Raw genomic sequence first — 23736 nt, forward strand, 5'->3', positions numbered from 1 at the left:
ACGGACGGCAACGCTTGGCCGACACTCACTTGATGTTGGCTTTGATGGCCGCGATCGCGTCTTCCTGCGTGTATTCGTGGCTGGCGACGCCGCCCTTGGGGATCTTTGGCAGCTCGGCCTCGAAATCGTCCTGCGTGAAGGCCAGATACGGCACCAGCAGGTCGTGCGGAATATCGGTGCGGCCGTCGAGCACCTGCTGCGCCACCCAGAAGGCGAGCGATGACACGCCGGGCGCGATTGATGCCGACCAGGTCTGGTATCCGTCCTTCTCCTTCTGTTCCTTCCACCACTGCAGCTCGTCCTGGCGGTTGCCCATGATGATGGTCGGGCGCGGCTTGCCGGCGGCGGCGAAGGCCTGTGCGGCGCCGTAACCGTCGCCGCCCTGATCGACGACGCCGACGATGTCGGGCAGCGACGGCAGGATGGTCGCCACCGCCTTCTGCGCCGTCGTCTGGTCCCAGTCGCCGGTCACCGAACCGACGATCTTGAACTCGGGATGGGCGGCGACGCCTTCGAGGATGCCGGCATGGATGGCATCGTCGATCGAGGTGCCGGCAAGGCCGCGGATTTCAAGCAGATTGCCGCCCTTGGGCTGGAACTTGGCCATCTGCTCGACTTCCTGCTTGCCCATGTCCTTGAAGTCGACGACGACACGGTAGGCGCAAGGCTCGGTCACGGTGCCGTCGAAGGAGACGACGGTGATGCCGGCATCGCAGGCCTGCTTGATGGCGCCGTTGAGCGCATCCGGCGAGGCAGCGTTGATGACGATCGCGTCATAGCCCTGCAGGATCAGGTTCTGCACCTGCGCCGCTTGCGTCGGCACCTCCTTGTCGGCGGTGGTGAAGATGTCGGCCGCGCCGACCACCTTGTCGGCGACCGCCTTCTTGGTGACGATGCCATAGCTGTCGAGCATCGCCTGCCGCCAGGAATTGCCGGCATAATTGTTGGAAAAAGCAATCTTCTTGCCACTGGTGTCGGCCAGCGCCGTGCCCGAAGCGAGCATTGCCGCCAGAGCGCCCAGAACGAACAGTTTCTTCATGTCGTTATCCTCCCAGATGTGTTGACTGCTGCATTCCCACCGGCTTTGACCCCGGCCTCACTCCCAACTCTGATTTGAGCACGGATTGTCGCGAGCTCAAAACAGTCTCAATCCCGGCACGCGCACCCTGAGCCGGTACAGCGACGTCGACGCGGCAATGTAGAGGCTTTGCAAATCGTCGTCGCCGAAGGTGAAATTCGCGCAATCTTCAGGCGTCCGGATGACGCCAAGAATGGTGCCCGACGCGTCGAAAATGTGGATGCCGCCGGGTCCGGTGCAGTAAAGATTGCCGCGGCTGTCGATCTTCATGCCGTCGGGCGCTCCCGGCCCCTCGCCCTCGGTTGCTGCCCACACCGCGCCGCCATTGAGGTCGCCATTGGCTTCGACGCCGAACACCCTGATGTGCCCGCGTTCGGTGTCGTTGATGAACAGCCGCGACTCGTCCAGCGAAAAGCACAGCCCGTTCGGCTGCCCGAAATCGTCGGCCAGCAATGTCAGCCGGGCGCCGTCGCCATCGATGCGGTAGACGCCCTGGAACGGCAGATCCTGCGGGCGTGGCACGCCATAGAACTCCCTCCGGCCATAGCCCGGATCGGTGAAGTAGATCGATCCGCCGGTGGCAACGACGATATCGTTCGGGCTGTTGAGCTGCTTGCCCTCATGGTGCGTGGCCAGCACTGTTGCGCTGCCGTTGGGCTCGGCGCGGGTCACGCGGCTTGTTGCGTGCTCGCAGGTGACCAGCCGCCCCTGGCGGTCCAGCGTGTTGCCATTGGCCTTGTGGCTCGGCTCGCGGAACAGCTCGATCTCGCCCTCGGCACTGCGGCGATACATCCGGCTTTCCGGAATGTCGGAGAAGACCAGCCATTTCTCATAGGGATGCCAGACCGGCCCTTCGAGGAAGCCGAAGCCGCTCGCCAGCGTTTCGATCGGCGCATCGCCGACGACATCGTCGAAACCGGAATGACGCGCACGCGCCGGCACCGACATCATCGGCTCCCGGCGCGAACAGCCGTGCTACTCCGCATGGTGACGAATGGCATGAGCGCTTCCCGATACAGTCTTCTTGTTGGGGCAGAGCGTAGGCGCGGTCCCGACGAGCCGATACGGGTCAAAGCGCACGGGCGACTGTGCATTTGCACAGTCGCCCGTGCCTATCGAGCGTAGAATACCGGCCACGTCAGATCAGGGCCGGCGAACACTCCGCAAAAGCGCGGTCAAGGTTGCGCTCGCGCACGCCACCGCCACAAGCACGACCACGCCAGCAGCATTGGACTCCTGTTGTGTTCGAGCTGAGTCGTGCTGCGCGGGCAGAGGGCTGTGAACCAAGGTTTTCAGATCGGACCGGCTGCCGTGGCGAACGGAATAGGCGCGCGTGAACTCGGCGCCGAGGAGGAAAATCTCCGACGAGTAGTAAACCCAGAGCAAAATCACGAGCAGTCCGCCGGCGGCGCCATACGACGACGCAATCGCGCTGGTGCCGATATACCAGCCGATAAGCGATTTTCCCAATGTGAACAAGGCCGCGGTCCCGACAGCGCCAATTGCCACATCGCGCCATTCCAGGGTTCGATCGGGCAAAACCTTGTAAATGGCGGCAAACATCACGGCGATAAGCACAAACGAAACGACGCCGTTGATCCCGCTGAGTATGATCGTTCCGAACGGCAGATGGGCGTTGATGAAAGCGCCCAGTGCCGAAATCGCGGCGCTTGCGATGAGAGAGACCAGCAACAGGAACCCGAGTGCGGCCACCAACCCCAGACTGGCGGCCCGTGCCCTCACCAGACGCGACAGGGAATTGCCTTGCGGTTCGATCTTCCAGATTGTGTTCAACGACTGCTGCATTTCGCCGAAGACGCCAGACGCGGCTACCAGCAAGGTGACCAGCCCTATGATCGCGGCCCAGGTGCCGTACAGCCTGCCGGATGCACTTTCCAGCGCAGTCTTGAGGAGATCGGCGCTTTCCGGTCCCATCAGCCCTGATATCTGCGCGGACAAGGCCAATTGTGCGGCATCGTGGCCGAAGACGAGACCAGCAATCGCAACCACGATCAGCAAGATCGGCGCCAGCGAGGTGGCGGCATAAAAGGCCATCGCCGCACCATGGCTGAGCGCATTGTCGTCGATGAAACCGACGACGCTTTCGCGCACCAGGTGCCATGAATCTGCAAATGAGGGTCGCACTTCGGATCCGCAGGCGTTGAGTTGGCGTTCACTAGCAATGCGCCGGACCTTCCGATGTTCCGGCTTGTGGCCGCCGCTGTTTCAGTGCTCCGCCAGCCAGGCGTCGAGCCGGTCCTGTTCGCGGCGCAGTGCGTCGATGTTGATCAGGCCGCGCGCCATGGCGAGATAGATCGCCCGCGTCCGCGAGTTGAACACGGAAGCATCGCCGGTGCCGTCCTCCGCCGGCACGATGCCGAGCTTGTCGTAGCAGTGCTTGATGCGGCTCTGCGCACCACGGATCGACAGGCCGCGCCGTGCCGCGATCGCCCGGTCGGTCAGGCCGAGCGCGATGTCGATCAGGCTTTCATATTCGCCGTCGGTGATGCCCTCGAACTTGTCCTGAACGCGATGCTGGATGCCGCGGATCTCGCGGTCGATGATGCAGTGGCCTTCGCGGAAAACCCCGCGCAGGGCGGACCGCATGCCTTCCTCCGTTGCCGATTTCAGCACATAACCGTAGACAGAGCCGGGCGGGACGATCCGCGCCACGCCGCGCACATAGGCTTCGTCGGCGAAATTCGACCAGAACAGGATGTGCGTGCCGGCGCGGCGGTTCCAGATCGCCCTGGCAACTTCGATTCCCGTCGCCTTCGGCATCTGCAAATCGAGCACGACATGCAGTGGCTCGCGCTCAGTCGCCAGGTTGATGGCGTCCTCGCCGTCGCTCGCTTCGATCACCTCGACGTCACCGGGCCACAATTGCTCCACCGTTCGCCGCGCGAAGCTACGGTGCAGCCCGTCATTCTCGGCGATCATCACAAGCATCACATGGCCTCCGATACGGCGAGTTCGCCAGGCATTGTTGCAGCCGCCGCCAGTTCCCGTGATGGCTGGCGGTCGATCTCGACGACGACACGGGTGCCGCCGTTCTTGCGGCCGGCCTGGCCGATGCGCAGCCGCGCCCCGATAAGGGCTGCCCGCGTGTGCATATGGCCGATGCCGCCATACGCGGCCGGGTCAACGGCGCCGCAGCCCTGGCCGTCATCCGTCACGATCACCCGCAGCACGCTCGCGGTCGACGCCAGCAGCACGTCGATGCGGTGCGGCGCGGCATGGCGAACGGCATTGTTGATCGCTTCCTGCACGATCCGGTAGAGCGCCGTCCGCACTGGCTCCGACAGGCTGTCGGCGCCGCCGTCGCTGGTGTCGGCGATGCGCACGGCGATCGGCGGCTTGGCCCTGGCGACGCTGCGGTTGAGATGCGCCTCGACCGCATCGCGCAGGCCGAACAGTTCAAGCACGCTCGGCCGCATGTCGTCGACGATGTGGCGCAGTTCCGTCAGGCAGCCGGCGACCTCCTTTTCGAGATCGGCAAGCTGTGCTGCCCGCGCCACGCCCTGGCCGCGAAGTGCCGAGAGCTGGCGCGCGATCCGGGCGAGATCGGCAAGCGTCTGGTCGTGCAGGTCCATGGCCATGCGCCGGCGTTCGCGCTCCATGCCTTCGGTCAATTGCGAGGCGCCGACGCGCAGCAGCTCGACGCGGTTTCGCGCCTCGCTCTCGGCCAGCATGGCGCGGCGCGCCTCCTCGGTCTGGATCAGCGCGAAGATGTAGGGCGCGATCAGGTCGGCGCATTGTTGGGCGACCGCGACGTCGGCAAGCGTGTAGCAGTCGACCTCGTGCCGGCTGATGTTGAGCGCGCCGATGATGCCGCCGCGCGCCCTGAGCGGCACGACGATGCGGCTGCGCAGCCTGGCGGCGAAGATCGGACCATCGATAGCGGTGGCGAAATGGAACCGCTCGTCGCTCAGCGCGTCGTCGGCGAGCAGATAGGGGACTTCGCCCCACAGCACCGAGCGGATCGGGCTGACTTCGGTCGGCAGCGGATGCTGGGCAAGCTCGCTCCAGCTGGTGTGGAAGCCGGCTTCGTAACAGGCGTGCCGGCGCCCATCATGCGACAGCACCGCCAGATCCATGTGGTCGTGCGGGATGAGCGAGCCGATCTCGATGGCTGTCGCGCGGAACGCCGTGCCGGGATCGATATGGCCGGCAAGCGCCCGCGATATCGCCAGCAGCCGGTCGATCAGGACCAGGGACACTTCCGCCATTGCTTTCACGATCCTCCCGTGCCGGGAAATAGTGGACGCATGCCGCCGCCGCTGTCAACGACGGTGCCTTTGGTCATAGGAATTTTTTCTTGACTCGGTGAGCTCAGCTATGGTACATTTTCGTCCATGGTGCTGATTTGCGCCGGTGACCCGCCGCACTGGCGGGTTTTTCATTTGCTGCTCCGTCAGCGCAGACGAAAGCTCCGAAGAAACCCGTTAGCCCTAGTTCGTTGCCCTGCCGTCGGCGCCGATCAACTTGCGGTGCAATGATTGTAAAGGGTTCGCGTCCTGGTCTAGGGAGGAGGCCAGGAGACCGAAACAGAATGCCAGTGACGCAAAACGTTGCTCCGGGCGCCCCGGGAATTCCGGCGCGCTGGACGTCAAGCGCCAAGAGCGGCGTCGGAACGTCGCTTTCGCCGGCCGGCCGGATCTGGTTCACGATCAGCCACGGTATCCTCAACGAAATCTACTATTCGCGCGTCGACAGTGCCTGCACCCGCGACCTCGGCCTGATCGTCACCGGCGCCGCCGGCTATTTCTCGGAAGAGAAGCGCGATGCCACGCACAGCATCGAACCGTTCGAGGACGGCGTACCCGCCTACCGGCTGGTCAACACGGCGAACGACGGCGCCTGGCGGATCGAAAAGCGCATCCTCGCCGATCCGGCGCGCCCGGCGCTGCTGCAGGAAATCACCTTCACGGCGCTGAGGGGCGTCGCTGACGACTATCGCGTCTACGCGCTTCTGGCGCCGCATCTGGTCAATGCCGGCATGGGCAACACCGCCTGGGTCGGCGAACACGAGGGAAAGCCCGTGCTGTTCGCCTCGGGGCGCGGCTCCTGCCTGGCGCTGGCCTCGTCGCTGCCCTGGCGGACCGGCTCGGCCGGCTATGTCGGTTTTTCCGACGGTTGGCAGCAACTGCACAACACAGGTGAGCTCGATGCTGCGTACCAGCGGGCCGAGGACGGCAATGTCGCGCTGACCGGCGAGATCGGCTTTTCCGCGGCCAGGACCAAGGCTTTGCTGGCGCTGGGATTTGGCGCGACGCCCGAGGAGGCCGCGGAACATGCTTTCGCCAGCCTGAAGCAGGGTTTTGAACCCGCGGCGAAATCCTACCTCCAGAACTGGCGCAACTGGCAAAAGGGCCTGCTGCCGCTCGACCGGCACGCGGTGCCCGGGATCAACTTCTATCGCGTCTCGACGGCGGTACTGGCGACGCACCGGTCGATCGCCACACCGGGCGCCGCGGTCGCCAGCCTGTCGATCCCGTGGGGCTTCGACAAGGGCGACGACGACCTCGGCGGCTACCATCTGGTCTGGCCGCGCGATCTGGTCGAGACGGCCGGCGGCTTTCTTGCTGCCGGCGACGCCGCCTCGGCGTTGCAAATCCTCGACTATCTCGGCTCCATCCAGCAGCCGGATGGCCACTGGCCGCAGAACGCCTGGCTCGACGGATCGGCCTATTGGCCCGGCATCCAGATGGACGAATGCGCCTTTCCGCTGCTGCTGGCCGAAGCTTTGCACCGCGCCGGCCATTTGCCGCACGCCAGGCTCGCAGTCCTTCTGCCGATGATCGAGCGCGCCGCCGGCTTCGTCGTGCGCAACGGGCCGGTCACCGGCGAGGACCGCTGGGAAGAGGATGCCGGCTACAGCCCGTTCACGCTCGCCGTCGAAATCGCCGCACTGCTTGCCGCAGCCGACCTGCTCGACGCCTGTGGCAAGCCGGACGCGGCGACCTATCTGCGCGAGACATCAGACGTCTGGAACGACCAGGTCGAGCGCTGGACCTACGTCACCGGCACGGCGATCTGCGGTCAAGTCGGCGTCGACGGCTACTATGTCCGCATAGCACCACCCGACGGCGCCGAGGCCGGTTCGCCGAAGGACGGCTATGTTCCGATCAAGAACCGGCCGCCCGGCGACACCGACCGGCCGGCCGAGCAAATCGTCAGTCCGGATGCGCTTGCACTTGTCCGCTTCGGCCTGCGGGCGGCCGACGACCCGCGCATGACAGACACGGTCAAGGTCATCGACGCGCAATTGCGCTGCGATCTGCCGCAAGGGCCGCTCTGGTACCGCTACAACGGCGACGGCTATGGCGAGCATGAAGATGGCGCACCTTTCGACGGCACCGGCCAGGGTCGCCCCTGGCCGCTGCTGGCCGGCGAACGCGCCCACTATGAGCTGGCGGCCGGGCGTAGGGAAAAGGCAGCCAGCCTGCTGACAGCGCTGGAAGGCTCGGCCGGACCGGGCGGCCTGTTGCCGGAGCAGGTCTGGGACGGCGCCGATATGCCGGAGCGCGAACTGCTGCACGGCCGCCCCTCGGGCAGCGCCATGCCGCTGGTCTGGGCGCATTCGGAGCATATCAAGCTGTTGCGCTCGCTGCGCGACGGCGCGGTCTTCGACATGCCCCCGCAAGGCGTCAAGCGCTATATCGAGGACAAGACCGTATCGCCGTTCAGAACATGGCGGTTCAACAACAAGATCCGCACGGTCCCGGCCGGCAAGACGTTGCGCGTCGAACTGTTGGCCCCGGCTACAGTCCATTGGAGCACCGACAACTGGGCGACCGCCCACGACAGCCAGACGGTGGAGAACGATTTCGGCATCCACCTTGCCGATCTGCCCGTGGCAAGCCTCCCCGAGGGAAGCACCCTGCTCTTCACTTTTTTCTGGCCCGGAACCGGCGATTGGGAGAATGTCGACTTCTCCGTCATCTCAGGCGACCAGGACAGCCAGCAGACCTTCCCTCGATAACCCCGCAAATCTCCTAGAAAACAGGGACGAAACCATGCAGATCGGAATGATGGGACTGGGCCGGATGGGCGCCAACATGGTCCGGCGCCTGATGCGCGACGGCCACGAATGCGTCGTCTACGACATCAACCCGGCCAGCGTCGCGGCCCTGGTGACCGACGGCGCGGCAGGGGCGGCCTCGATGGAAGAATTCATCGGCAAGCTGGCCAAGCCGCGCTGTGTGTGGCTGATGCTGCCGGCGGCGATCACCGGCAGGATCATCGACCAGGTGGCGGCCCTGATGGAGCCCGGCGACATCGTCATCGACGGCGGCAATTCCTATTATCACGACGCCGTCGACCAGGCCGCGAAACTGGCCGGCAAGGGCATCCATCTTGTCGATGTCGGCACCAGCGGCGGCGTCTGGGGCCTGGAGCGTGGCTACTGCCTGATGATCGGCGGTCCCGACGTGGCGGTGCAGCACCTCGATTCGATCTTCGCCACGCTGGCACCGGGCGCCGATGCCGGCTCCAATCCGTCCAGGGATGCCGGGACCGCGCCCTTCGGCTACCTGCATTGCGGACCGAGCGGCGCCGGCCACTTCGTCAAGATGGTGCACAACGGCATCGAGTATGGCGTCATGGCCGCCTATGCCGAAGGCATGAACATCCTGAAATCGGCCAATGCAGGCAAGCGGCAACGGACGGCGGACGCCGAGACCAGCCCGCTGGAAAACCCGCAATACTATCAGTTCGACATCGACCTTCCCCAGGTAGCCGAGGTCTGGCGGCATGGCAGCGTTATCGGCTCCTGGCTGCTCGACCTGACGGCCGGCGCCTTGAAAAGCGATCCGGGCCTGGTGAATTTCGGCGGCCGCGTTTCGGATTCCGGCGAAGGCCGCTGGACGCTGAAGGCGGCCATCGACACCGGCGTGCCGGCTCCGGTGCTGTCCTCGGCGCTGTTCGACCGCTTCTCCTCGCAGGGCGAATCCGAATTCGCCGACAAGCTGCTCTCCGCCATGCGCTATGCCTTTGGCGGCCATGTCGAGAAGCCGAAGGCCGGCAAGTGAGGACAGCGGGGGAGACACGCGCATGAGCCAGGAACGGTCCGACACGCTGGTGCTCTTCGGGGCCACCGGCGACCTCGCCCACAAGAAGATATTTCCAGCCCTTTACCAGATGGTCGCCAAGGGCACGCTTACCGAACCGGTGATCGGCGTCGCCTTCGATGCCTGGGACCTCAAGCAATTGCAGGCGCGCGCGCGTGACGGCATCGTCAATGCGCTCGGCAAGATCGACGAAAAAGCCTTCGCCAAATTTGCCTCGCTGCTGCGCTACGTCAGCGGCGACTACCGTGACGGAGCGACGTTCGAGAAACTGAAGAGCGCGCTCGGCACCGCACAGCGACCGCTGCATTACATGGCGGTGCCGCCGACCATGTTCGAGACCGTCGTCCAGGGGCTGGAGCAGTCGGGCACCGCGCATGGCGCGCGGCTGATGGTGGAAAAGCCCTTCGGTCACGATCTGCAATCGGCGCGCTGGCTGAACCGGGTCCTGCATCTGGTGTTCGACGAGCAGTCGATCTTCCGCATCGACCACTACCTGGGCAAGGAAGCGATCCAGAACCTGCTCTATTTCCGCTTCGCCAATTCCTTCCTCGAGCCGATCTGGAACCGCAACTACGTCGAGAGCGTGCAGATCACCATGGCTGAGGATTTCGGCGTCGAGGGACGTGGCCGCTTCTATGACGATGTCGGCTGCATCAGGGACGTCATCGAGAACCATCTGCTCAACATCCTGTTGCTGCTTGCCATGGAGCCGCCTGTCGGCCGCTCCGCCGACGATCTGATCGACGAAAAGGTGCAGGTGCTGCGCGCGATCAGGACGCTGACCAAAGACGATGTCGTGCGCGGCCAGTTCACCGGCTATCTCACTGAACCCGGCGTGGCGCCGAACTCGCCCGTCGAGACCTTCGCGGCGGTGCGTTTCTTCGTCGACACCTGGCGCTGGCAGGACGTGCCGTTTTTCATCCGCGCCGGCAAGAACATGCCGGTGCATGTCACCGAAGTGGTGGTGCGGCTGAAGCGGCCGCCGCTCGATGTCTTCGATCCGATCAAGCCCGCCGACCAGAACTACGTCCGCTTCCGCATCGACCCACAGGTGGTGATCGCCATCGGAGCACAGCGCAAGGCGCCGGGCGACGACATGATCGGCGAGCAGGTCGAACTGACGGCGCTCGACGACTCGAAGGGCGACATGCCGCCCTATGAACGCTTGATAGGCGACGCCATGAACGGCAACGGCCAGCTGTTCACCCGCCAGGACGCCAGCGAACTGGCCTGGCGCATCGTCGGCCCGGTGCTTGGCGACACCACGCCGCCGCACCTCTACGAGCCGCTGACATGGGGACCGGCGGACGTCATGGCCGGGTTCGGACCACCCAATGGCTGGATCGATCCGGTGAAGTGAGAGGAACCACACGATGGCCAAGGCAGTGAAGCAACCAGCATCGGGCACCGAGACGCCAGATGCTGAAAAGATCGTGCTCACGATCGACATCGGCGGCTCGCACGTCAAGATCCTCACCAGCGCCGGCGGCGCGGAGCGCCGCGCCGATTCGGGGCCAGGGCTGACGCCGCAACAGATGATCGATACCGTGAAGAAGCTCGCCGAAGGCCTGTCCTACGACGTCGTCTCGATGGGCTATCCCGGTCCGGTCAACCACAACAGGCCGCTCGCCGACCCCGCCAATCTCGGCAAGGGCTGGGCTGGATTCGACTTTGCGGGCGCGTTCGGCAAACCGGTGAAAGTGGTCAATGACGCGCTGATGCAGGCCATCGGCAGCTACGAGGGCGGGCGCATGCTGTTCCTCGGGCTCGGCACCGGGCTCGGTGCGGCGATGATTGCCGACAACGTCGCCCAACCGATGGAACTCGCGCATCTGCCCTACAAGAAGGGCAAGAGCTTCGAGGATTATGTCGGCGAACGCGGCCTGGAAAAGCGCGGCAAGAAGAAATGGCGCAAATACGTCTTCGACGTCGTCGACCGGCTCCGTGCCGCCATGCAGCCTGACTATGTCGTCATTGGCGGCGGCAACGTCGACAAGCTCGATGAATTGCCCGCCGACTCCAGGCGCGGCGACAACACACGCGCCTTCGAAGGCGGGTTTCGTTTGTGGCGCGACAAAGCGCTGATAGTCTGATACTGTTATTGTTTAATATAGTTGTTCAAAATAACGTGTGACCTGCCATCAAGTCGTTGCAATACGCAGATTTGCCGACTAGGAATTCCGCGCTACAACAACGCCAATTCGTCCCGTGGACGCACGAAGGACGCCATAGCATTTTGATTTCGCGCATGATCCTTTCCGGAAGTCGAATCCGATTTTCAGGTCATTCGCTGTAGACGGAGAAATAGAGTGACCGACGATAGCAACAGTGCCCGTAAAGACATCGATCTGCTCGAGCTGACCGCCCACATCGTGTCCGCTTACGTCGAGAAGAACCGCTTGCCTGCCTCCGGCCTGGCCGACCTCATCGCCAGCGTCAGCGCGTCGATAAGCGGGCTCGGCAAGCCTGCGGTCCCGGTGGCTGCCCCGCTGGTCCCGGCGGTCAATCCCAAGAAGTCGGTGACGCCCGATTTCATCATCTGCCTCGAAGACGGCAAGAAGTTCAAATCGCTGAAGCGTCACATCGGTGTGCATTTCGGCCTGACGCCGGACGCCTATCGCGCCAAATGGGGCTTGCCGTCGGACTATCCGATGGTCGCTCCCAACTACGCGGCCTCGCGTTCGCTGCTGGCGAAGTCGATCGGCCTCGGCCGCAAGGCCGCCCCCGTCAAGGCGCCCGCCAAGGGCAGGAAGGCCAAGGCCTCGGCCTGAACATTCAGTCCTGAGCCAACAGTTAGGACGACTGGAACAGAAGCCTGCCGGCGAATTCGCCTTGGCAGGCTTCCTATTTTTATGGCTTGGATAGGTGGACGGGTTCCTAGAGCAATTCCAGGAAAAGTGTGAAACGGTTTTCCGTCCGGAATTGCGTAAAATCTAGGAGTTAGGGCGGGTCGCCGTTTCCGTGAAACGGTGAACTGCTCTCGGGGAGCGAGCCATGAACTACACCAGGATGGTGATCGAGAAAGAGGCGCCGGAAGAATACGGCTACGACCGTATCCGCTTCAATCTTTCCGAAAGCTCGATCGCCGACCAGAAGCTCTCCGACATCGGCCTGTCGCTGCCCGATCTCACGCTTTTCTATGGCGAGCATCGCGGCGACAAGCAGTTGCGTGCACTGATATCGGCGCAGGATGCCGGCATTTCGCCGGATGATGTCCTGGTCACCGCCGGTGCCGCCGGCGCGCTGTTCATCATCTCGACCTCGCTTTTGTCGGCCAACGACCATCTCGTCGTCATCCGGCCCAACTACGCCGCCAACATCGAAACCCCAAGGGCGATCGGCTGCGCCATCAGCTTTGTCGACCTGGCCTTCGAGGAAGGCTTCGCCATCGACGTCGAACGCGTCAAGGCCGCGATTCGGCCGGACACGAAGCTGATCAGCGTCACCTGCCCGCACAACCCGACCGGCACGATGATGAGCCGAGCCGAGCTCGATGCGCTGGTGGCGCTTGCCGAAAGCAGCAACTGCCGTCTGCTGGTCGACGAGACCTATCGCGACCTCTCCTACGGCAGGCGGCTGCCGACGGCTGCCTCACTGAGCCCGAAGGCGATCAGCGTCTCGTCATTGTCCAAGGCCTTCGGCATTCCCGGCATCCGCATCGGCTGGCTGATCACCAGGGATGCGGTGCTTCAGGAAAAATTCCTCGCCGCAAAGGAGCAGATCGGCATCTGCGGCAGCGTCATCGACGAAGGCATTGCCCGCGGCATGCTCGAGCGCCGGGACGCCTTCCTGGCGACACTGCTGCCCGAAATGGCCAAGCGCCGCGACATCGTCCAGGCCTGGATCGACCGCGAACCGCTGGTCGACTGGATCAGGCCCGAAGGCGGTGTCGTCGGCTTCCCGCGCCTCGATGTCGAACCCGGCTTCGACCTCAACCGGTTCTATGCGAACCTGCTGGAGAACCACGGAACCTATGTCGGACCCGGCCACTGGTTCGAGATGGAAAAACGCTTCTTCCGCGTCGGCTTCGGCTGGCCGACGGAAGCCGAATTGCGCGGCGGCCTCGACGCCATCTCCGTCGCGCTGCGGCAGTAACTTCCGCGTGCCGGCGGTGGAGCAGGCTGAAAATTCCTTGATCCAGCACTGATTCTGACGCATATCCGCGGCGAACTGAGCTAAAAGTTCCGCCAGCCGGACCAGCGCCCATCGTGGAAGTGCCCCGCCAGCTGACGCCACTGCAATGGGGCCTCTTAAAATCATGACCGCCGAACAGATATCACCGGACCAGCGCTATGCCGCGTTCCGCCACCGCTCCTTCCTGAGTTATTGGGCGGCGCGTTTCCTCACCACATTCGCCACCATGATCGTGTCCGTCGCGGTCGGCTGGCAGATGTACGATTTGACCCGCGACCCGCTCGATCTCGGCCTGGTCGGCATCGTCCAATTCCTGCCGTCGCTGCTTCTGGTGCTGGTCACCGGTGTCGTCGCCGACCGCTTCGGCCGCCGCCTGATCATGGCGCTGGCGGTCGTGGTGGAGGCGATGTGCGCGCTGGCGCTGCTGTTCCTGGCGCTGCGCGGCATCAGCGGGCCGCTGCCGATCTTCTGCGTGCTTGCCATGTTCGGCGTCGCCCGCGCCTTCTTCGGTCCGGCCTCGGCCTCGCTGTTCGCCAATCTGGTGCCGCCTCAGGATTTCGCCAACGCCATCGCCTGGAATTCATCGGCCTGGCAGACGGCGACCATCGTCGGACCCGTCGCCGGCGGCCTGCTCTACGGCGTGTCGCCGGAAGCGGCCTACGGAACCGCCGCTGTCCTGATGCTTGTGTCCGGGCTGCTGATCTTCACCATCCCGAAGCCGTCGCAGCGCACCGAGTCGGACAAGCCGACGATGCAGCACCTGCTCGGCGGGTTCAGCTATATCTGGAGCGAGAAGATCGTGCTCGGCGCCATCTCGCTCGATCTGTTCGCCGTGCTTCTGTCCGGCGCCTCGGCGCTGCTGCCGGTCTATGCGCGCGACATCCTCCAGCTCGGCCCGTGGGGCCTCGGCCTGCTGCGCTCGGCGCCCAGCATCGGCGCCATTTGCGTCGCCATCTGGCTGGCCGGGCATCCACTTCGCAACCACGCGGGCATGATCATGCTGGCCGCCGCAGCCTCGTTCGGCGCCTTCACCGTGGTTTTCGGCCTGTCGACCATCACCTGGCTGTCGATCGTGGCATTGGTCTTCCTTGGCGCCACCGATATGTTCAGCGTCTACATCAGGGAGACGCTGATCCAGCTGTGGACGCCCGACGAGGTGCGCGGCCGCGTGAACGCCGTCAACCAGGTCTTTGTCGGCGCCTCCAACGAGGTCGGCGAATTCCGGGCCGGCACGATGGCCGCGCTGATCGGCACGGTGCCGGCCGTGGTGATCGGCGGCATCGGCGCCATCGCCGTCGCGGGCCTGTGGGTGGTGCTGTTCCCGCAACTGCGCAAGGTGCGCCACCTCAACGGGCGCAACTGATCTTCCCACGGTTGACAGCCGACATGCCTAGCCCATGCCACAGGAGCTCTCATGATCACTTGCTACCTGAAATACGTCATCGACCCCTACAAGCTTGCCGAGTTCGAAGATTATGGTCGTCGCTGGATAGCTCTGGTCAACCGCCTCGGCGGAAACCATCACGGCTATTTCCTTCCGAGCGAGGGGGCGAGCAACATCGCCTATGCCATGTTCAGCTTCCCGAGCCTTGCCGACTACGAGGACTATCGCAAACGGATGGCTGCCGACCCGGAATGCCAGGAAGTGTTCGAAATGGAAAAACGCAATCGCAGCATTCTCAGCTACGAGCGCAGCTTCCTGCGGCCGGTGCTCGAACCTTAATGCATGTCGCCCAAAAGTGGCCCCGGTTTTGGGAGAACGACATGCATGAAGACAAAGACCTAAAGCGGGTCGCCTGAAATCCGTTCAGACGACGGTTCAGCTATCTGCTCGGCTTGCCGAAGATCATCCGCAAAAACTCGTCCAGCCAGCGCTTGAGATGCATGTCCCAGATCAGCCGGCCGCCGAGATGATCGCGGCCGGGCTGGGCACCGGGCAATTCGAAGCGATGCGCGCCGCGCACCACCCAGCGCTGCATCATCACCCTGGTCAGTTCGCCATGGAACTGGATGCCCCAGGCATTGTCGCCGTAGCGGAAGGCCTGGTTGGGATAGGTTTCGGCCGTCGCCAGCAGCGTCGCGTCCCTGGGCAGCGAAAAACCCTCGCGGTGGAACTGGTAGACCATCTCCGGCCAGTGCATCAGTTGCTTGCCGGCTTCGGTCGCCTTCAGGGGATACCAGCCAACCTCGACCAGCCCTTCACCATGACCCTCGACCTTGCCGCCGAGACAGTTGACCAGCATCTGCGCGCCGAGACAGATGCCGAGACATGGCCGGTTCTCCCTCAGCGGTATTTCCAGCCAGTTGGTCTCGCGGCGGACGAACTCGTCGTCGTCATTGGCGCTCATCGGGCCGCCGAACACCACCGTGCCGGCGTGGTCGTCCAGTGTTTCGGGCAAGGCGTCGCCAAGCGGCGGCCGGCGGATGTCGAGATCGAAACCTTCTTCCAGCAACATATGGCCGACACGTCCCGGGCTCGAACTCTCCTGATGCAGCACGATCAGGATCTTTGGCTTCGAACTCGTCTGGCGTGGCATGGGAAGGCGAAGATCCTATTCGTCGCTCGATGTTCCGGTGGCGCCGGGCGCGTGCGCCGCCGCCTTGCGGCGCGCCTCGACGCGATCGTGGCGTTCGACGCCGATCAGCTCGGCGACGCGCCAGACGGTGTTGTCCTCGAGCTCGTGCAACTCGCCGTCGGCATAGACGATTTCCCACATCAGGCCGATGAAAGCCTTGCGCGCATCGGCATCGAGATGGCGCTTCAGGACGCTGGTGAAGGCGTAGAGATCGATCGCCTCATTGTCGGCCCGCTCGCCGGCAGCGGCCAACGCTTCGAGTTCCGCGCCACTGATCGAATAGCTCTCGGCCAGCACCGCCTTGAACCGCTCCCACTCGACATCCTGGCGCACGCCATCGGCGTTCATCACATGGTAGAGCAGCGCCGAGGCGGCGACACGCGGATCGTCCGTGCTGGCATGCGTGCCGGCACCGGCCGGCAAATCCCTGAGAAACGACAGAACGCGTTCAAACATAGATCCATACCCCAACGGCCTGACGGCCTGCCCAACTCAAAACAACCGAAACCGGCGCGGCGATTTCTCCGCTTCCTCGTCCGGATCGACGCCGGGATCGTCCGGCAGCCGCGCAAGCTCCTCGGCCGGCTCGACGCCTTCGGCATCGCTCGGCACCGCGGCGAAGGCCGCTGCCGTGATCGGCCTGACATGATCTTCTTCGCGACTTTCAGCTTGCTTGCCCGCCGACGTCTCGCCACCGGCGTCGTCGATCACTTCGATCGGCCTTTTTTCGCTCGTCGGCTTTGCCAATGCTTCAATAACCGGTGCCGCACCCGCTGGCGCGTCATCATGGCTGTCGATCAACTGGCCAAGCCGCTCCATCGGCGCGCGCCACTCGAAGGCGTCGAGCCGGCCGGTGATCGGCGATACCGGAGCCCAGCGTTCCGATACCACGCCGTCTGCGACCCAGGCCGGATCGCGCGGCGCCCGCAGCGCCCTGGACAGCAGCTGCCGAACTTTGCCCTGATCGCCGGTCTCGGCCTCCTCGATGTCGGCGAGCAGCAGATAGGCGCCCTCGCGACGGTCCATCCGGATCGCCGCCTCGGCCTCGCGGCGGGCGGTCGCGAAATCCTGCGCGTCGAGCGCGGCGCGCGCCACCGTCATCGACGATTCGGCGTGGTTCTTCTTCATCTCCTGCAGCTTCTTCGCCCGGTTGAGGCGGTCGAGCACCGCGTCGCCCGGCCTTGCATGGGTATAGAGCTCGGCGATCTCCGGATGCGGCTCGGCCTTCCAAGCCGCCTCGAGGATTTTCGAGCCCTTGCGCACATCGTTCTGCTTGAACAGTGCGGCCGCGGCGGCCACGGCGGCAGGCGCGAAATCGGGCCTGAGCTTGTTGGCCTCGATCGCCGCAGTTCTGGCGGCGGCGGGATCGCTGTCGGCAAGCGCCTGCGCCTTGGCGGTCAGCAGCACGGCGCGGCGGCGGTTGGCGGCATCGCGTTCGATCTGCCGTGTCGCTTTCTGCGCGTCGACCAGTTTCAGGGCGCCGTCCCAGTCGCCGCGCGCGGTCAGCTCTTCCAGCGTCGATTCCGCCGCCCAGGCCAGTTGCGGCGCCACAGCGGCGGCGCGGCCGGCATAATGCCTGGCGGCGTTGCGGTCGCCGAGCCGTTCGGCTTCCAGATAAAGCCCGCGCAAACCCAGCAGCCGCATTTCGGGATCGTCGAGCATGCTCTCGAATTTCTGCCGCGCGCCTTCATGATCGCCTTCGAGCAGCGACGCCTGCGCTTCGAGCAGGTGGATCAGCGGCTCCTGGTCGGAACGGATCAGCTTGGCGGCTTCCTTGGTCTTCTTGCGGGCCAGCGCGCCATCACCGGCGCCGGCGGCAATCATGCCGGTCGACAGCGCCTGATAGCCACGATCGCGGCGGCGGACACGGAAATAGCGCGAGATGGTGTAGGGGCTGTTCCACAGCGCCTTGAGCAGCCACCACAGGATCATCACCGCAGCGACCACGGCAACGACAGCCACCGCCGCCACCATCAGACTGACCTGGTATTGATAGCCGTTGAAAGTGACGACCATGTCGCCCGGCCGGTCGGCCAGCCAGGCAAAGCCCAGCCCGAGCGCGAAAACGACGATGAGGAAGGCGAGCAGGCGGATCATTGTGTTGCCCTCATGCCTTCATCGCGCCCGAGATCAGCGCATCGACCTGGGTTTCGACCTCGATGCGCGCCTTCAGCTTGCCGGCAAAGTCGGCGCCCGCGGCCTTGGCGGCCTCGGGCAGCGTTTCATACTCGCTGAGTGCCTTGGCGTAGTCGCCCTGGTTGACCGCCGCCTCCATGCGCGCGACGGTTTCCGGTGCGCCGGCGCCTTCGACGGCGCCGATCGGCCTGACCTTGACCAGCGATTGCGCGCTCGACAGAAGGCTCTGAACGAAGCCGGCATTCTCATCGACAGGCGTCGCCGCCGTGACCATGGCATTGGCGGCGGCATCAGCCTGCGATGCGATCTCGGCGCGGGTTGGAACGCCCTTTTCGGCATAGGGGCGCAGTGCCGCAAGCTGCGGCGCATCAGGCGAAATCGCGGAGAGGGTTTCGAGTTCGGCCGAAAACGGCCCGCCACGCTCAAGCGCCGCCTTCAAGGCCGACGCCGCGATGGCAAGCGCGATCTTCGGCTGTCCCGCCGCCGCCTCGACCTTGCCGGACAGCTGCGACACAGACTGCTCCAGCGCTTTCAGCCGGCCATCCTGCGCGGTCGCCGCCTCGCCGGCCGACTTCACCTGCGCGTCGAGGCCTGCCAGTTTTTCGGTGAGCGGACCAAGATCGACCGGCGCCGAGCTGCCCGCCTTGCCGAGGGCGGCGACCGCCGTCTCGATCTGCGCGACCTTGTCGCCCAGTGCGGTGACGCCGGCCGCGTCGCCTGCTCCACCTTTCTCGACAGCCGATTTCAGCGCCGCGACATCAGCCTTGACCTGCTCCAGGCCCGAGGACAGCCCGACCATCTTCGCCGCTGCATCGCCATTGCCGCCGGCGTCCTTCAAGCCGGCGATTTCGGTCTTCAGCGAGGCGATGTCGCCATTGACGCCATCGAGCGAGACGCCGGCACCGGAGCCCGGCGCGCCGAGCAGGCCGGCAAATTGCAGCCCGCCGGCGCCGACCAGCGCGATGACGCCGCCGATGATGCCGGCGGCGATGCCGTTGAGGCCGCCACGCTTTTCAGGGGCTGGCGCCATTTTCTCGTCCTGTGTCTCGGCTTTTGCCTTGTTGCCGTCGGTCTGCGCTGCCGACGCGTCGTCGAAACTGTAGTCGAAGGTTTTGGCGCGGTTGGGCGGCGCATCCGAACCGGGATAAGGCAGCTCTGGCTCGGCGGCTTTGGCTCCGCCATCCGCCGGCGCTTGCCCTTCCGCACCTGCGGCGCCATCGGCATGCTCCCACGGCTCGAGATCGGTCTGGTCGGCATGAACCGGCTCTTCGGGAACCTCGGGCTGCGAAGCGTTCGCTGCTTCCTCGGCCTTCGCCTCGTCTGTCTGCGCCTCCTGCGTGGCGGCGTCCTCGTCGGCGATGCGTGAGACGGCGCCCGGCTCGAGATCGATGGTCACCGGCTCGCGGCGGCTTTTCGAGTGTCGCATCTTCGGCGTCTTGACCATGCCTGGGCTCCGCACATTCGCTTCGTCTCAACGCCTGGCGGCGCATGATGGTTCAGAAAGGGTCTAGCACATCACCAAGCGGTGAAAAGGGGCGGTGTGATGACGCGGCTCAGCGCGGCGCCTGCAAAAGTGCCAGCAATGCCTCCTCGTCAGGTTGCGCGGCAATGCGGATCCTTTCGCTGGCGGCATCGTCGAAGGCTGCGGCGATGCGAGCGGAAAGCGCAAAAACCCATGTTTTTTCGAAGAGACCGCGCAGAGCGGGCCGTCTTGCCAACATCTGCATCGCCGCCGCCGCCTTGGCTGAATAGAGCAATACCGCGTCGGCAGGTTGCCCCGACAGGCGTTCGAGGGTGACTTCGTCCGGATAACCCACTGTCAGCGTGTCATAGGTCTCGACGGCGTGGACCCGAACGCCCACCGTCCCGAGCCTCTGTTCGAACGCCGGAAAACGCACGCGCCCGCAGAGGTAGACAATCGTCTTTCCAGAAAAATCGGCGGCGAGAACGTCGGCCAGCGCCTCGGCATCGCCCGGGCCTTCACTGACCGACAAAAACCCCGCTTTGCGGGCAGCTTCCGCAGTCCGCCTACCGACGGCATGACAAGGCAAGGCGGCGAGCGTCGCGATGATTTCTTCCGGCGCATGGCGCATGGCATTGGCGCTTGTGACGGCCACCGCGACGGCATCGTCCGGGATCAGTCCGGCAGCGGCGGGCAACGCCTTTGTTTCGGTCAGGGGCAAAAGAACCGGCTGAAAACCTGCCTCCTCCAGCCGATGCGCTGTGCGCGAAGCACCCGGTTCCGGCCTGGTCACCAGGACGCGAAGCATTTCAGAGCCAGCCGTCGAAGAACTTTTCGCCGGCCCTGGCGCGCACGCTCCGGGCCGCTTCGCCGCCGATCCGGGCGGCGTCTTGCGCCGGTCCCTGCAGTTCGACCGTGTGTGACTGCGTGCCGTCGGGCGAGATGATCAGCCCGGCAAAAGACAGTTTTCCGGCCTCGATCGCCGCATAGCCGGCGATCGGCGTGCGGCAGGAGCCATCGAGCGCCGCCAGGAAGGCACGCTCGCAGGCCAGCGTCTGGCCGGTCGGCACATCATGAACGGCCGCCAGCATCTTTTCGACATCGCGGTCGCCGATACGGGTTTCGATGCCGATCGCGCCTTGCCCCGGCGCCGGCGGGAAGACATCGAGCGGTATCAGGTCGGTGACGACATGCTCGAGCCCAAGCCGCTTCAGCCCGGCATAGGCTAGGATCGTGCCGGCGGCGACGCCTTCCTCGAGCTTGCGCAGCCGCGTCTGCACATTGCCGCGGAACATCACCACGTCGAGATCCGGCCGCATCCGGCGGATCAGCGCTTGCCGCCGCAGCGACGACGAGCCGACTTTCGCCCCGCGCGGCAGTTCGGCGATCGTCTTCGCCGCTTTGCCGACAAAGGCGTCGCGTGCGTCCTCGCGCGGCAGGAAGGCCGACAGTTCGAGGCCGTCGGGCAGTTGCGTCGGCATGTCTTTCGACGAATGCACGGCGATGTCGATCCGGCCGGCCAGCAGCGCCTCCTCGATCTCCTTGGTGAACAGGCCCTTGCCGCCGGCTTCCGACAGCGGCCGGTCCTGAATGCGGTCGCCGCTGGTCGAGATGACGACCACCTCGAACGCCTCCGCCGGCATGCCATGCGCGGCCATCAGCCGCGCCTGCGTTTCATGCGCCTGCGCCAGCGCCAGCGGGCTGCCGCGTGTTCCGATTCTCAAGATTGTTTGCATGGCGCGCAGTCCGTGATAACCCCCCGGCAAGCGAGGCTTTCCGGGGTTCTCCTAACGGGGAAAGCCCCATGATACAATCTTTAGGGACAGCGACGAATTGATCCGCGTGCTGGGCATAGAGACGAGTTGTGACGAGACCGCCGCCAGCGTGGTGGCCATCGACGGCGACGCCGCGCCAAAAATCCTGTCCAACATCGTGCTCAGCCAGATCGAGGAGCATGCCGCTTTCGGCGGCGTCGTGCCGGAAATCGCCGCGCGCGCCCATGTCGAGGCGCTGGACGGCATCATCGAGGCGGCGCTTGCCGATTCGGGCACGGCGCTAGCCGATATCGACGCGATTGCCGCCACCGCCGGCCCCGGCCTGGTCGGCGGGCTGATCGTCGGGCTGATGACCGCCAAGGCAATCGCCGCGGCGGCGAACAAGCCGCTGATCGCCATCAACCACCTCGAAGGCCATGCGCTGACCGCAAGGCTGACCGACGGGCTCGACTTTCCCTATCTCTTGCTGCTGGTCTCCGGCGGCCATACGCAAATCGTCGCCGTGCGGGGTGTCGGCGACTACCAGCGCTGGGCAACGACTATCGACGACGCGCTCGGCGAAGCCTTCGACAAGACGGCCAAGATGCTTGGCCTGCCCTATCCCGGCGGACCGAATGTCGAAAAGGCGGCACAGGCCGGCAACGCCTCGCGCTTTGCCTTTCCGCGTCCGATGAAGGGCTCGGCCCAGCCCGACTTCTCCTTCTCCGGCCTCAAGACCGCCGTGCGCCAGGCGGCGAGCGCCATTGCGCCGCTGAGCGACCAGGACGTCGCCGACATCTGCGCCTCGTTCCAGGGGGCCGTAGCCGATGCTCTGGCCGACCGTGTTTCTCGCGCGCTGACGCGCTTTCGCGAGACATTTCCCGGCACCAGGAACCCAGCCCTCATCGTTGCCGGTGGTGTCGCCGCCAACCGCACGATCAAGACCATGCTGGAGCGGCTCTGCGCCGAGACCGGCTTCACCTTCATTGCGCCGCCACTGAAACTTTGCACCGACAATGCGGCGATGATCGCCTGGGCCGGCATCGAGCGGCTGCGCGAGGGCATGGCGCAAGAGAACGGCTTCGATTTCGTGCCGCGCTCGCGCTGGCCGCTGGACAGCATCTCGGCGCCGATGGTCGGCTCCGGCCGGCGCGGAGCCAAGGCATGAACGAGGTGGCAATGAGCGGCAACGTCACCGCGCCAAGCGGCTGGCGCGTTGCCGTGCTCGGCGGCGGCGCCTGGGGCACTGCCTTGGCCTTGGCCATGCTGCGCGCCGGCCATTTCGTCCGCCTTTACGCGCGCGATCCGGAGACCGTCGCCGCGATCGACCGCGGCGACAATCCACGCTACCTGCCGGGCATTACGCTCCAGCCCGGCATCGTGGCGACGAGCAACATCCAGGCCGCGCTCGACGGTGCCGATTGCGTGCTGGCGGTGACGCCGGCGCAGTCGCTGCGGGCGACGCTGGCGGCCGCGAAGGACCATATGCCGGCCGGTATCCCGCTGGTTCTGTGCGCCAAGGGCATCGAAAGCGAGACTGGCGCGTTGCTATCGGCGATTGTCGAAGAAATCCTGCCGCTCAATCCGGTTGCCGTTTTGTCGGGCCCGAGCTTCGCCACCGACGTCGCCCGCGGCCTGCCGACGGCCGTTGTGGTCGCCGCCCGCGACGAGGCATTGGCCGCCGATCTCGCCGCCCGCTTTTCCGCCGAAAACCTGCGCTGCTATTCGAACGACGACCTGATCGGCGTCGAGATCGGCGGCGCCTTGAAGAACGTCTTTGCCATTGCCGCAGGTGCCGTCACCGGGGCGGGTCTCGGCGCCAGCGCCCAGGCCGCCATGGTGACGCGCGGCTTTGTCGAATTGCGCCGCATCGGCGCTGCCTTCGGCGCCAGGCCCGAAACGCTGATGGGGCTTTCCGGCCTTGGCGACCTGCTGCTGACCTGCTCGTCCACCCAGTCGCGCAATTTCGCCTATGGGTTGGCGCTCGGGCAAGGCAAGCCACTTGCCGGATTGCCGCTGGCAGAAGGCGTGCCGACGGCGGCGATCGCAGCCCGCATTGCGACCGAGCGCAACATCGACGCGCCGATCATTGCCGCCGTCGCCGCCATACTGGATGGCACCATCACCGTCCGGCAGGCCGTGACGGCGTTGATGACCCGGCCGCTGAAGACCGAAACCAACGATTGATCCCCACGACTTTGAACGATCAGGAGAAAAAATGCTGTTTGCTGTGATTTGCAAGGATAAGCCCGGAAGCCTGCAGGTGCGCCTCGACACGCGGCCCGAGCATGTTGCCTTTCTCGAGGGGTTGAACGGCGACAAGAAGCTGGCATTCGCCGGTCCGTTCCTTGACACTGAAGGCAAGTCCAATGGCAGCCTCGTGGTCGTCGAAGCGCCCGACCTGGCTGGCGCCCAGGCTCTGTCGGCCGCCGACCCCTACGCCAAGGCCGGGCTGTTCGAAAGCGTCGAAATCCGCCCGTGGAACTGGACGTTCAACAAGCCGGCGGCTAGTTAAATCCCGGTC

At 65.0% G+C, this 23736-nt stretch carries 22 protein-coding genes; 11 read left to right on the forward strand and 11 right to left on the reverse strand.

The window, feature by feature from the left end:
* Positions 1-25: 25 nt before the first annotated feature.
* The 5 genes from P3C39_RS09835 to P3C39_RS09855 form a co-directional block, all read right to left on the reverse strand.
* Positions 26-1039 carry an ABC transporter substrate-binding protein gene (locus P3C39_RS09835; RefSeq protein ID WP_127371241.1) on the reverse strand — a complete coding sequence of 338 codons (1014 nt, stop codon included), beginning with the start codon at positions 1037-1039 and terminating at the stop codon, positions 26-28.
* 96 nt (positions 1040-1135) lie between these two features.
* A complete protein-coding gene (locus P3C39_RS09840) occupies positions 1136-2026 on the reverse strand; it encodes an SMP-30/gluconolactonase/LRE family protein (RefSeq protein ID WP_275953451.1) in 891 nt (296 codons plus the stop codon).
* Between the two features lie 195 nt (positions 2027-2221).
* Complete coding sequence (locus tag P3C39_RS09845; protein ID WP_275953450.1) at positions 2222-3190, reverse strand: YihY/virulence factor BrkB family protein; 969 nt, start codon at positions 3188-3190, stop codon at positions 2222-2224.
* A 114-nt stretch (positions 3191-3304) separates the two neighbouring features.
* The gene (locus P3C39_RS09850) at positions 3305-4027 is read right to left on the reverse strand and encodes a response regulator transcription factor (protein ID WP_027163049.1); all 723 of its coding nucleotides are present in this window, start codon (positions 4025-4027) and stop codon (positions 3305-3307) included.
* On the reverse strand, positions 4027-5307 hold the full coding sequence (locus P3C39_RS09855; RefSeq protein ID WP_013528922.1) for a histidine kinase: 1281 nt from the start codon (positions 5305-5307) through the stop codon (positions 4027-4029). The genes P3C39_RS09850 and P3C39_RS09855 overlap by 1 nt, the downstream gene beginning before the upstream one ends.
* A 323-nt stretch (positions 5308-5630) precedes the next feature.
* On the opposite strand from P3C39_RS09855, the gene P3C39_RS09860 reads away from it, so the two are divergent.
* The 8 genes from P3C39_RS09860 (at position 5631) to P3C39_RS09895 (ending at position 15007) form a co-directional block, all read left to right on the forward strand.
* The gene (locus P3C39_RS09860; RefSeq protein WP_275953449.1) at positions 5631-8063 is read left to right on the forward strand and encodes a glucan 1,4-alpha-glucosidase; all 2433 of its coding nucleotides are present in this window, start codon (positions 5631-5633) and stop codon (positions 8061-8063) included.
* A 34-nt stretch (positions 8064-8097) separates the two neighbouring features.
* Complete coding sequence (gnd, locus tag P3C39_RS09865; RefSeq protein ID WP_013528920.1) at positions 8098-9111, forward strand: phosphogluconate dehydrogenase (NAD(+)-dependent, decarboxylating); 1014 nt, start codon at positions 8098-8100, stop codon at positions 9109-9111.
* Between the two features lie 22 nt (positions 9112-9133).
* Positions 9134-10510 (forward strand): glucose-6-phosphate dehydrogenase, encoded by a 1377-nt coding sequence (gene zwf, locus P3C39_RS09870; protein ID WP_024504766.1) that lies wholly within the window; start codon positions 9134-9136, stop codon positions 10508-10510.
* A 13-nt stretch (positions 10511-10523) separates the two neighbouring features.
* Entirely contained in the window at positions 10524-11243 is a 720-nt protein-coding gene (locus tag P3C39_RS09875) for an ROK family protein (protein ID WP_013528918.1), read from the forward strand.
* Positions 11244-11459: 216 nt separating this feature from the next.
* Entirely contained in the window at positions 11460-11921 is a 462-nt protein-coding gene (locus P3C39_RS09880; protein WP_013528917.1) for a MucR family transcriptional regulator, read from the forward strand.
* A gap of 223 nt (positions 11922-12144) precedes the next feature.
* Positions 12145-13245, forward strand: coding sequence for a pyridoxal phosphate-dependent aminotransferase (locus P3C39_RS09885; RefSeq protein ID WP_275953448.1), 1101 nt, complete (start codon positions 12145-12147; stop codon positions 13243-13245).
* Positions 13246-13408: 163 nt separating this feature from the next.
* Entirely contained in the window at positions 13409-14647 is a 1239-nt protein-coding gene (locus P3C39_RS09890) for an MFS transporter (RefSeq protein ID WP_013528915.1), read from the forward strand.
* 51 nt (positions 14648-14698) lie between these two features.
* Entirely contained in the window at positions 14699-15007 is a 309-nt protein-coding gene (locus tag P3C39_RS09895; protein ID WP_024503037.1) for an NIPSNAP family protein, read from the forward strand.
* Between the two features lie 100 nt (positions 15008-15107).
* Here P3C39_RS09895 and P3C39_RS09900 read toward each other — a convergent pair whose 3' ends face one another.
* The 6 genes from P3C39_RS09900 to hemC all read right to left on the reverse strand — a co-directional run bounded on the left by P3C39_RS09900 (position 15108) and on the right by hemC (position 21194).
* The gene (locus P3C39_RS09900) at positions 15108-15821 is read right to left on the reverse strand and encodes a glutamine amidotransferase (RefSeq protein ID WP_013528913.1); all 714 of its coding nucleotides are present in this window, start codon (positions 15819-15821) and stop codon (positions 15108-15110) included.
* A gap of 15 nt (positions 15822-15836) precedes the next feature.
* Entirely contained in the window at positions 15837-16316 is a 480-nt protein-coding gene (locus P3C39_RS09905; RefSeq protein WP_013528912.1) for a TerB family tellurite resistance protein, read from the reverse strand.
* A 36-nt stretch (positions 16317-16352) separates the two neighbouring features.
* The gene (locus P3C39_RS09910) at positions 16353-17957 is read right to left on the reverse strand and encodes a heme biosynthesis protein HemY (RefSeq protein ID WP_063173337.1); all 1605 of its coding nucleotides are present in this window, start codon (positions 17955-17957) and stop codon (positions 16353-16355) included.
* Positions 17958-17967: 10 nt separating this feature from the next.
* Positions 17968-19440: a phage tail protein gene (locus P3C39_RS09915; protein WP_275953447.1), complete on the reverse strand. Its 1473-nt coding sequence runs from the start codon at positions 19438-19440 to the stop codon at positions 17968-17970.
* Between the two features lie 109 nt (positions 19441-19549).
* Entirely contained in the window at positions 19550-20266 is a 717-nt protein-coding gene (locus P3C39_RS09920; protein ID WP_275953446.1) for a uroporphyrinogen-III synthase, read from the reverse strand.
* A gap of 1 nt (position 20267) precedes the next feature.
* A complete protein-coding gene (hemC, locus tag P3C39_RS09925) occupies positions 20268-21194 on the reverse strand; it encodes a hydroxymethylbilane synthase (RefSeq protein ID WP_275953445.1) in 927 nt (308 codons plus the stop codon).
* A 100-nt stretch (positions 21195-21294) separates the two neighbouring features.
* Here hemC and tsaD point away from each other — a divergent pair, with 100 nt between their 5' ends.
* From tsaD to P3C39_RS09940, 3 genes are read left to right on the forward strand one after another with little or no spacing between them, the layout of a single operon-like run.
* The gene (gene tsaD, locus P3C39_RS09930) at positions 21295-22380 is read left to right on the forward strand and encodes a tRNA (adenosine(37)-N6)-threonylcarbamoyltransferase complex transferase subunit TsaD (RefSeq protein ID WP_275953530.1); all 1086 of its coding nucleotides are present in this window, start codon (positions 21295-21297) and stop codon (positions 22378-22380) included.
* Positions 22377-23399, forward strand: a complete 1023-nt coding sequence (locus tag P3C39_RS09935; RefSeq protein ID WP_275953444.1) for an NAD(P)H-dependent glycerol-3-phosphate dehydrogenase — start codon at positions 22377-22379, stop codon at positions 23397-23399. The genes tsaD and P3C39_RS09935 overlap by 4 nt, the downstream gene beginning before the upstream one ends.
* Before the next feature lie 31 nt (positions 23400-23430).
* Positions 23431-23727: a YciI-like protein gene (locus tag P3C39_RS09940; RefSeq protein WP_013528905.1), complete on the forward strand. Its 297-nt coding sequence runs from the start codon at positions 23431-23433 to the stop codon at positions 23725-23727.
* Positions 23728-23736: the final 9 nt, after the last annotated feature.

The sequence above is a fragment of the Mesorhizobium sp. XAP4 genome (assembly GCF_029269325.1).
Taxonomy (GTDB): Bacteria; Pseudomonadota; Alphaproteobacteria; order Rhizobiales; family Rhizobiaceae; genus Mesorhizobium; species Mesorhizobium ciceri.

Excerpts from the sequence above, each read along its gene's own strand:
- P3C39_RS09935 (WP_275953444.1), top strand. The coding sequence starts at position 22,377 with ATGAACGAGGTGGCAATGAGCGGCAACGTCACCGCGCCAAGCGGCTGG.
- P3C39_RS09850 (WP_027163049.1), bottom strand. The coding sequence starts at position 4,027 with ATGCTTGTGATGATCGCCGAGAATGACGGGCTGCACCGTAGCTTCGCG.
- P3C39_RS09895 (WP_024503037.1), top strand. The coding sequence starts at position 14,699 with ATGATCACTTGCTACCTGAAATACGTCATCGACCCCTACAAGCTTGCC.
- P3C39_RS09835 (WP_127371241.1), bottom strand. The coding sequence starts at position 1,039 with ATGAAGAAACTGTTCGTTCTGGGCGCTCTGGCGGCAATGCTCGCTTCG.
- hemC (WP_275953445.1), bottom strand. The coding sequence starts at position 21,194 with ATGCAAACAATCTTGAGAATCGGAACACGCGGCAGCCCGCTGGCGCTG.
- P3C39_RS09885 (WP_275953448.1), top strand. The coding sequence starts at position 12,145 with ATGAACTACACCAGGATGGTGATCGAGAAAGAGGCGCCGGAAGAATAC.
- P3C39_RS09890 (WP_013528915.1), top strand. The coding sequence starts at position 13,409 with ATGACCGCCGAACAGATATCACCGGACCAGCGCTATGCCGCGTTCCGC.
- P3C39_RS09900 (WP_013528913.1), bottom strand. The coding sequence starts at position 15,821 with ATGCCACGCCAGACGAGTTCGAAGCCAAAGATCCTGATCGTGCTGCAT.
- P3C39_RS09920 (WP_275953446.1), bottom strand. The coding sequence starts at position 20,266 with ATGCTTCGCGTCCTGGTGACCAGGCCGGAACCGGGTGCTTCGCGCACA.
- P3C39_RS09860 (WP_275953449.1), top strand. The coding sequence starts at position 5,631 with ATGCCAGTGACGCAAAACGTTGCTCCGGGCGCCCCGGGAATTCCGGCG.
- P3C39_RS09910 (WP_063173337.1), bottom strand. The coding sequence starts at position 17,957 with ATGATCCGCCTGCTCGCCTTCCTCATCGTCGTTTTCGCGCTCGGGCTG.
- P3C39_RS09905 (WP_013528912.1), bottom strand. The coding sequence starts at position 16,316 with ATGTTTGAACGCGTTCTGTCGTTTCTCAGGGATTTGCCGGCCGGTGCC.
- P3C39_RS09875 (WP_013528918.1), top strand. The coding sequence starts at position 10,524 with ATGGCCAAGGCAGTGAAGCAACCAGCATCGGGCACCGAGACGCCAGAT.
- P3C39_RS09855 (WP_013528922.1), bottom strand. The coding sequence starts at position 5,307 with ATGGCGGAAGTGTCCCTGGTCCTGATCGACCGGCTGCTGGCGATATCG.
- P3C39_RS09840 (WP_275953451.1), bottom strand. The coding sequence starts at position 2,026 with ATGTCGGTGCCGGCGCGTGCGCGTCATTCCGGTTTCGACGATGTCGTC.
- P3C39_RS09915 (WP_275953447.1), bottom strand. The coding sequence starts at position 19,440 with ATGGTCAAGACGCCGAAGATGCGACACTCGAAAAGCCGCCGCGAGCCG.
- zwf (WP_024504766.1), top strand. The coding sequence starts at position 9,134 with ATGAGCCAGGAACGGTCCGACACGCTGGTGCTCTTCGGGGCCACCGGC.
- P3C39_RS09940 (WP_013528905.1), top strand. The coding sequence starts at position 23,431 with ATGCTGTTTGCTGTGATTTGCAAGGATAAGCCCGGAAGCCTGCAGGTG.
- gnd (WP_013528920.1), top strand. The coding sequence starts at position 8,098 with ATGCAGATCGGAATGATGGGACTGGGCCGGATGGGCGCCAACATGGTC.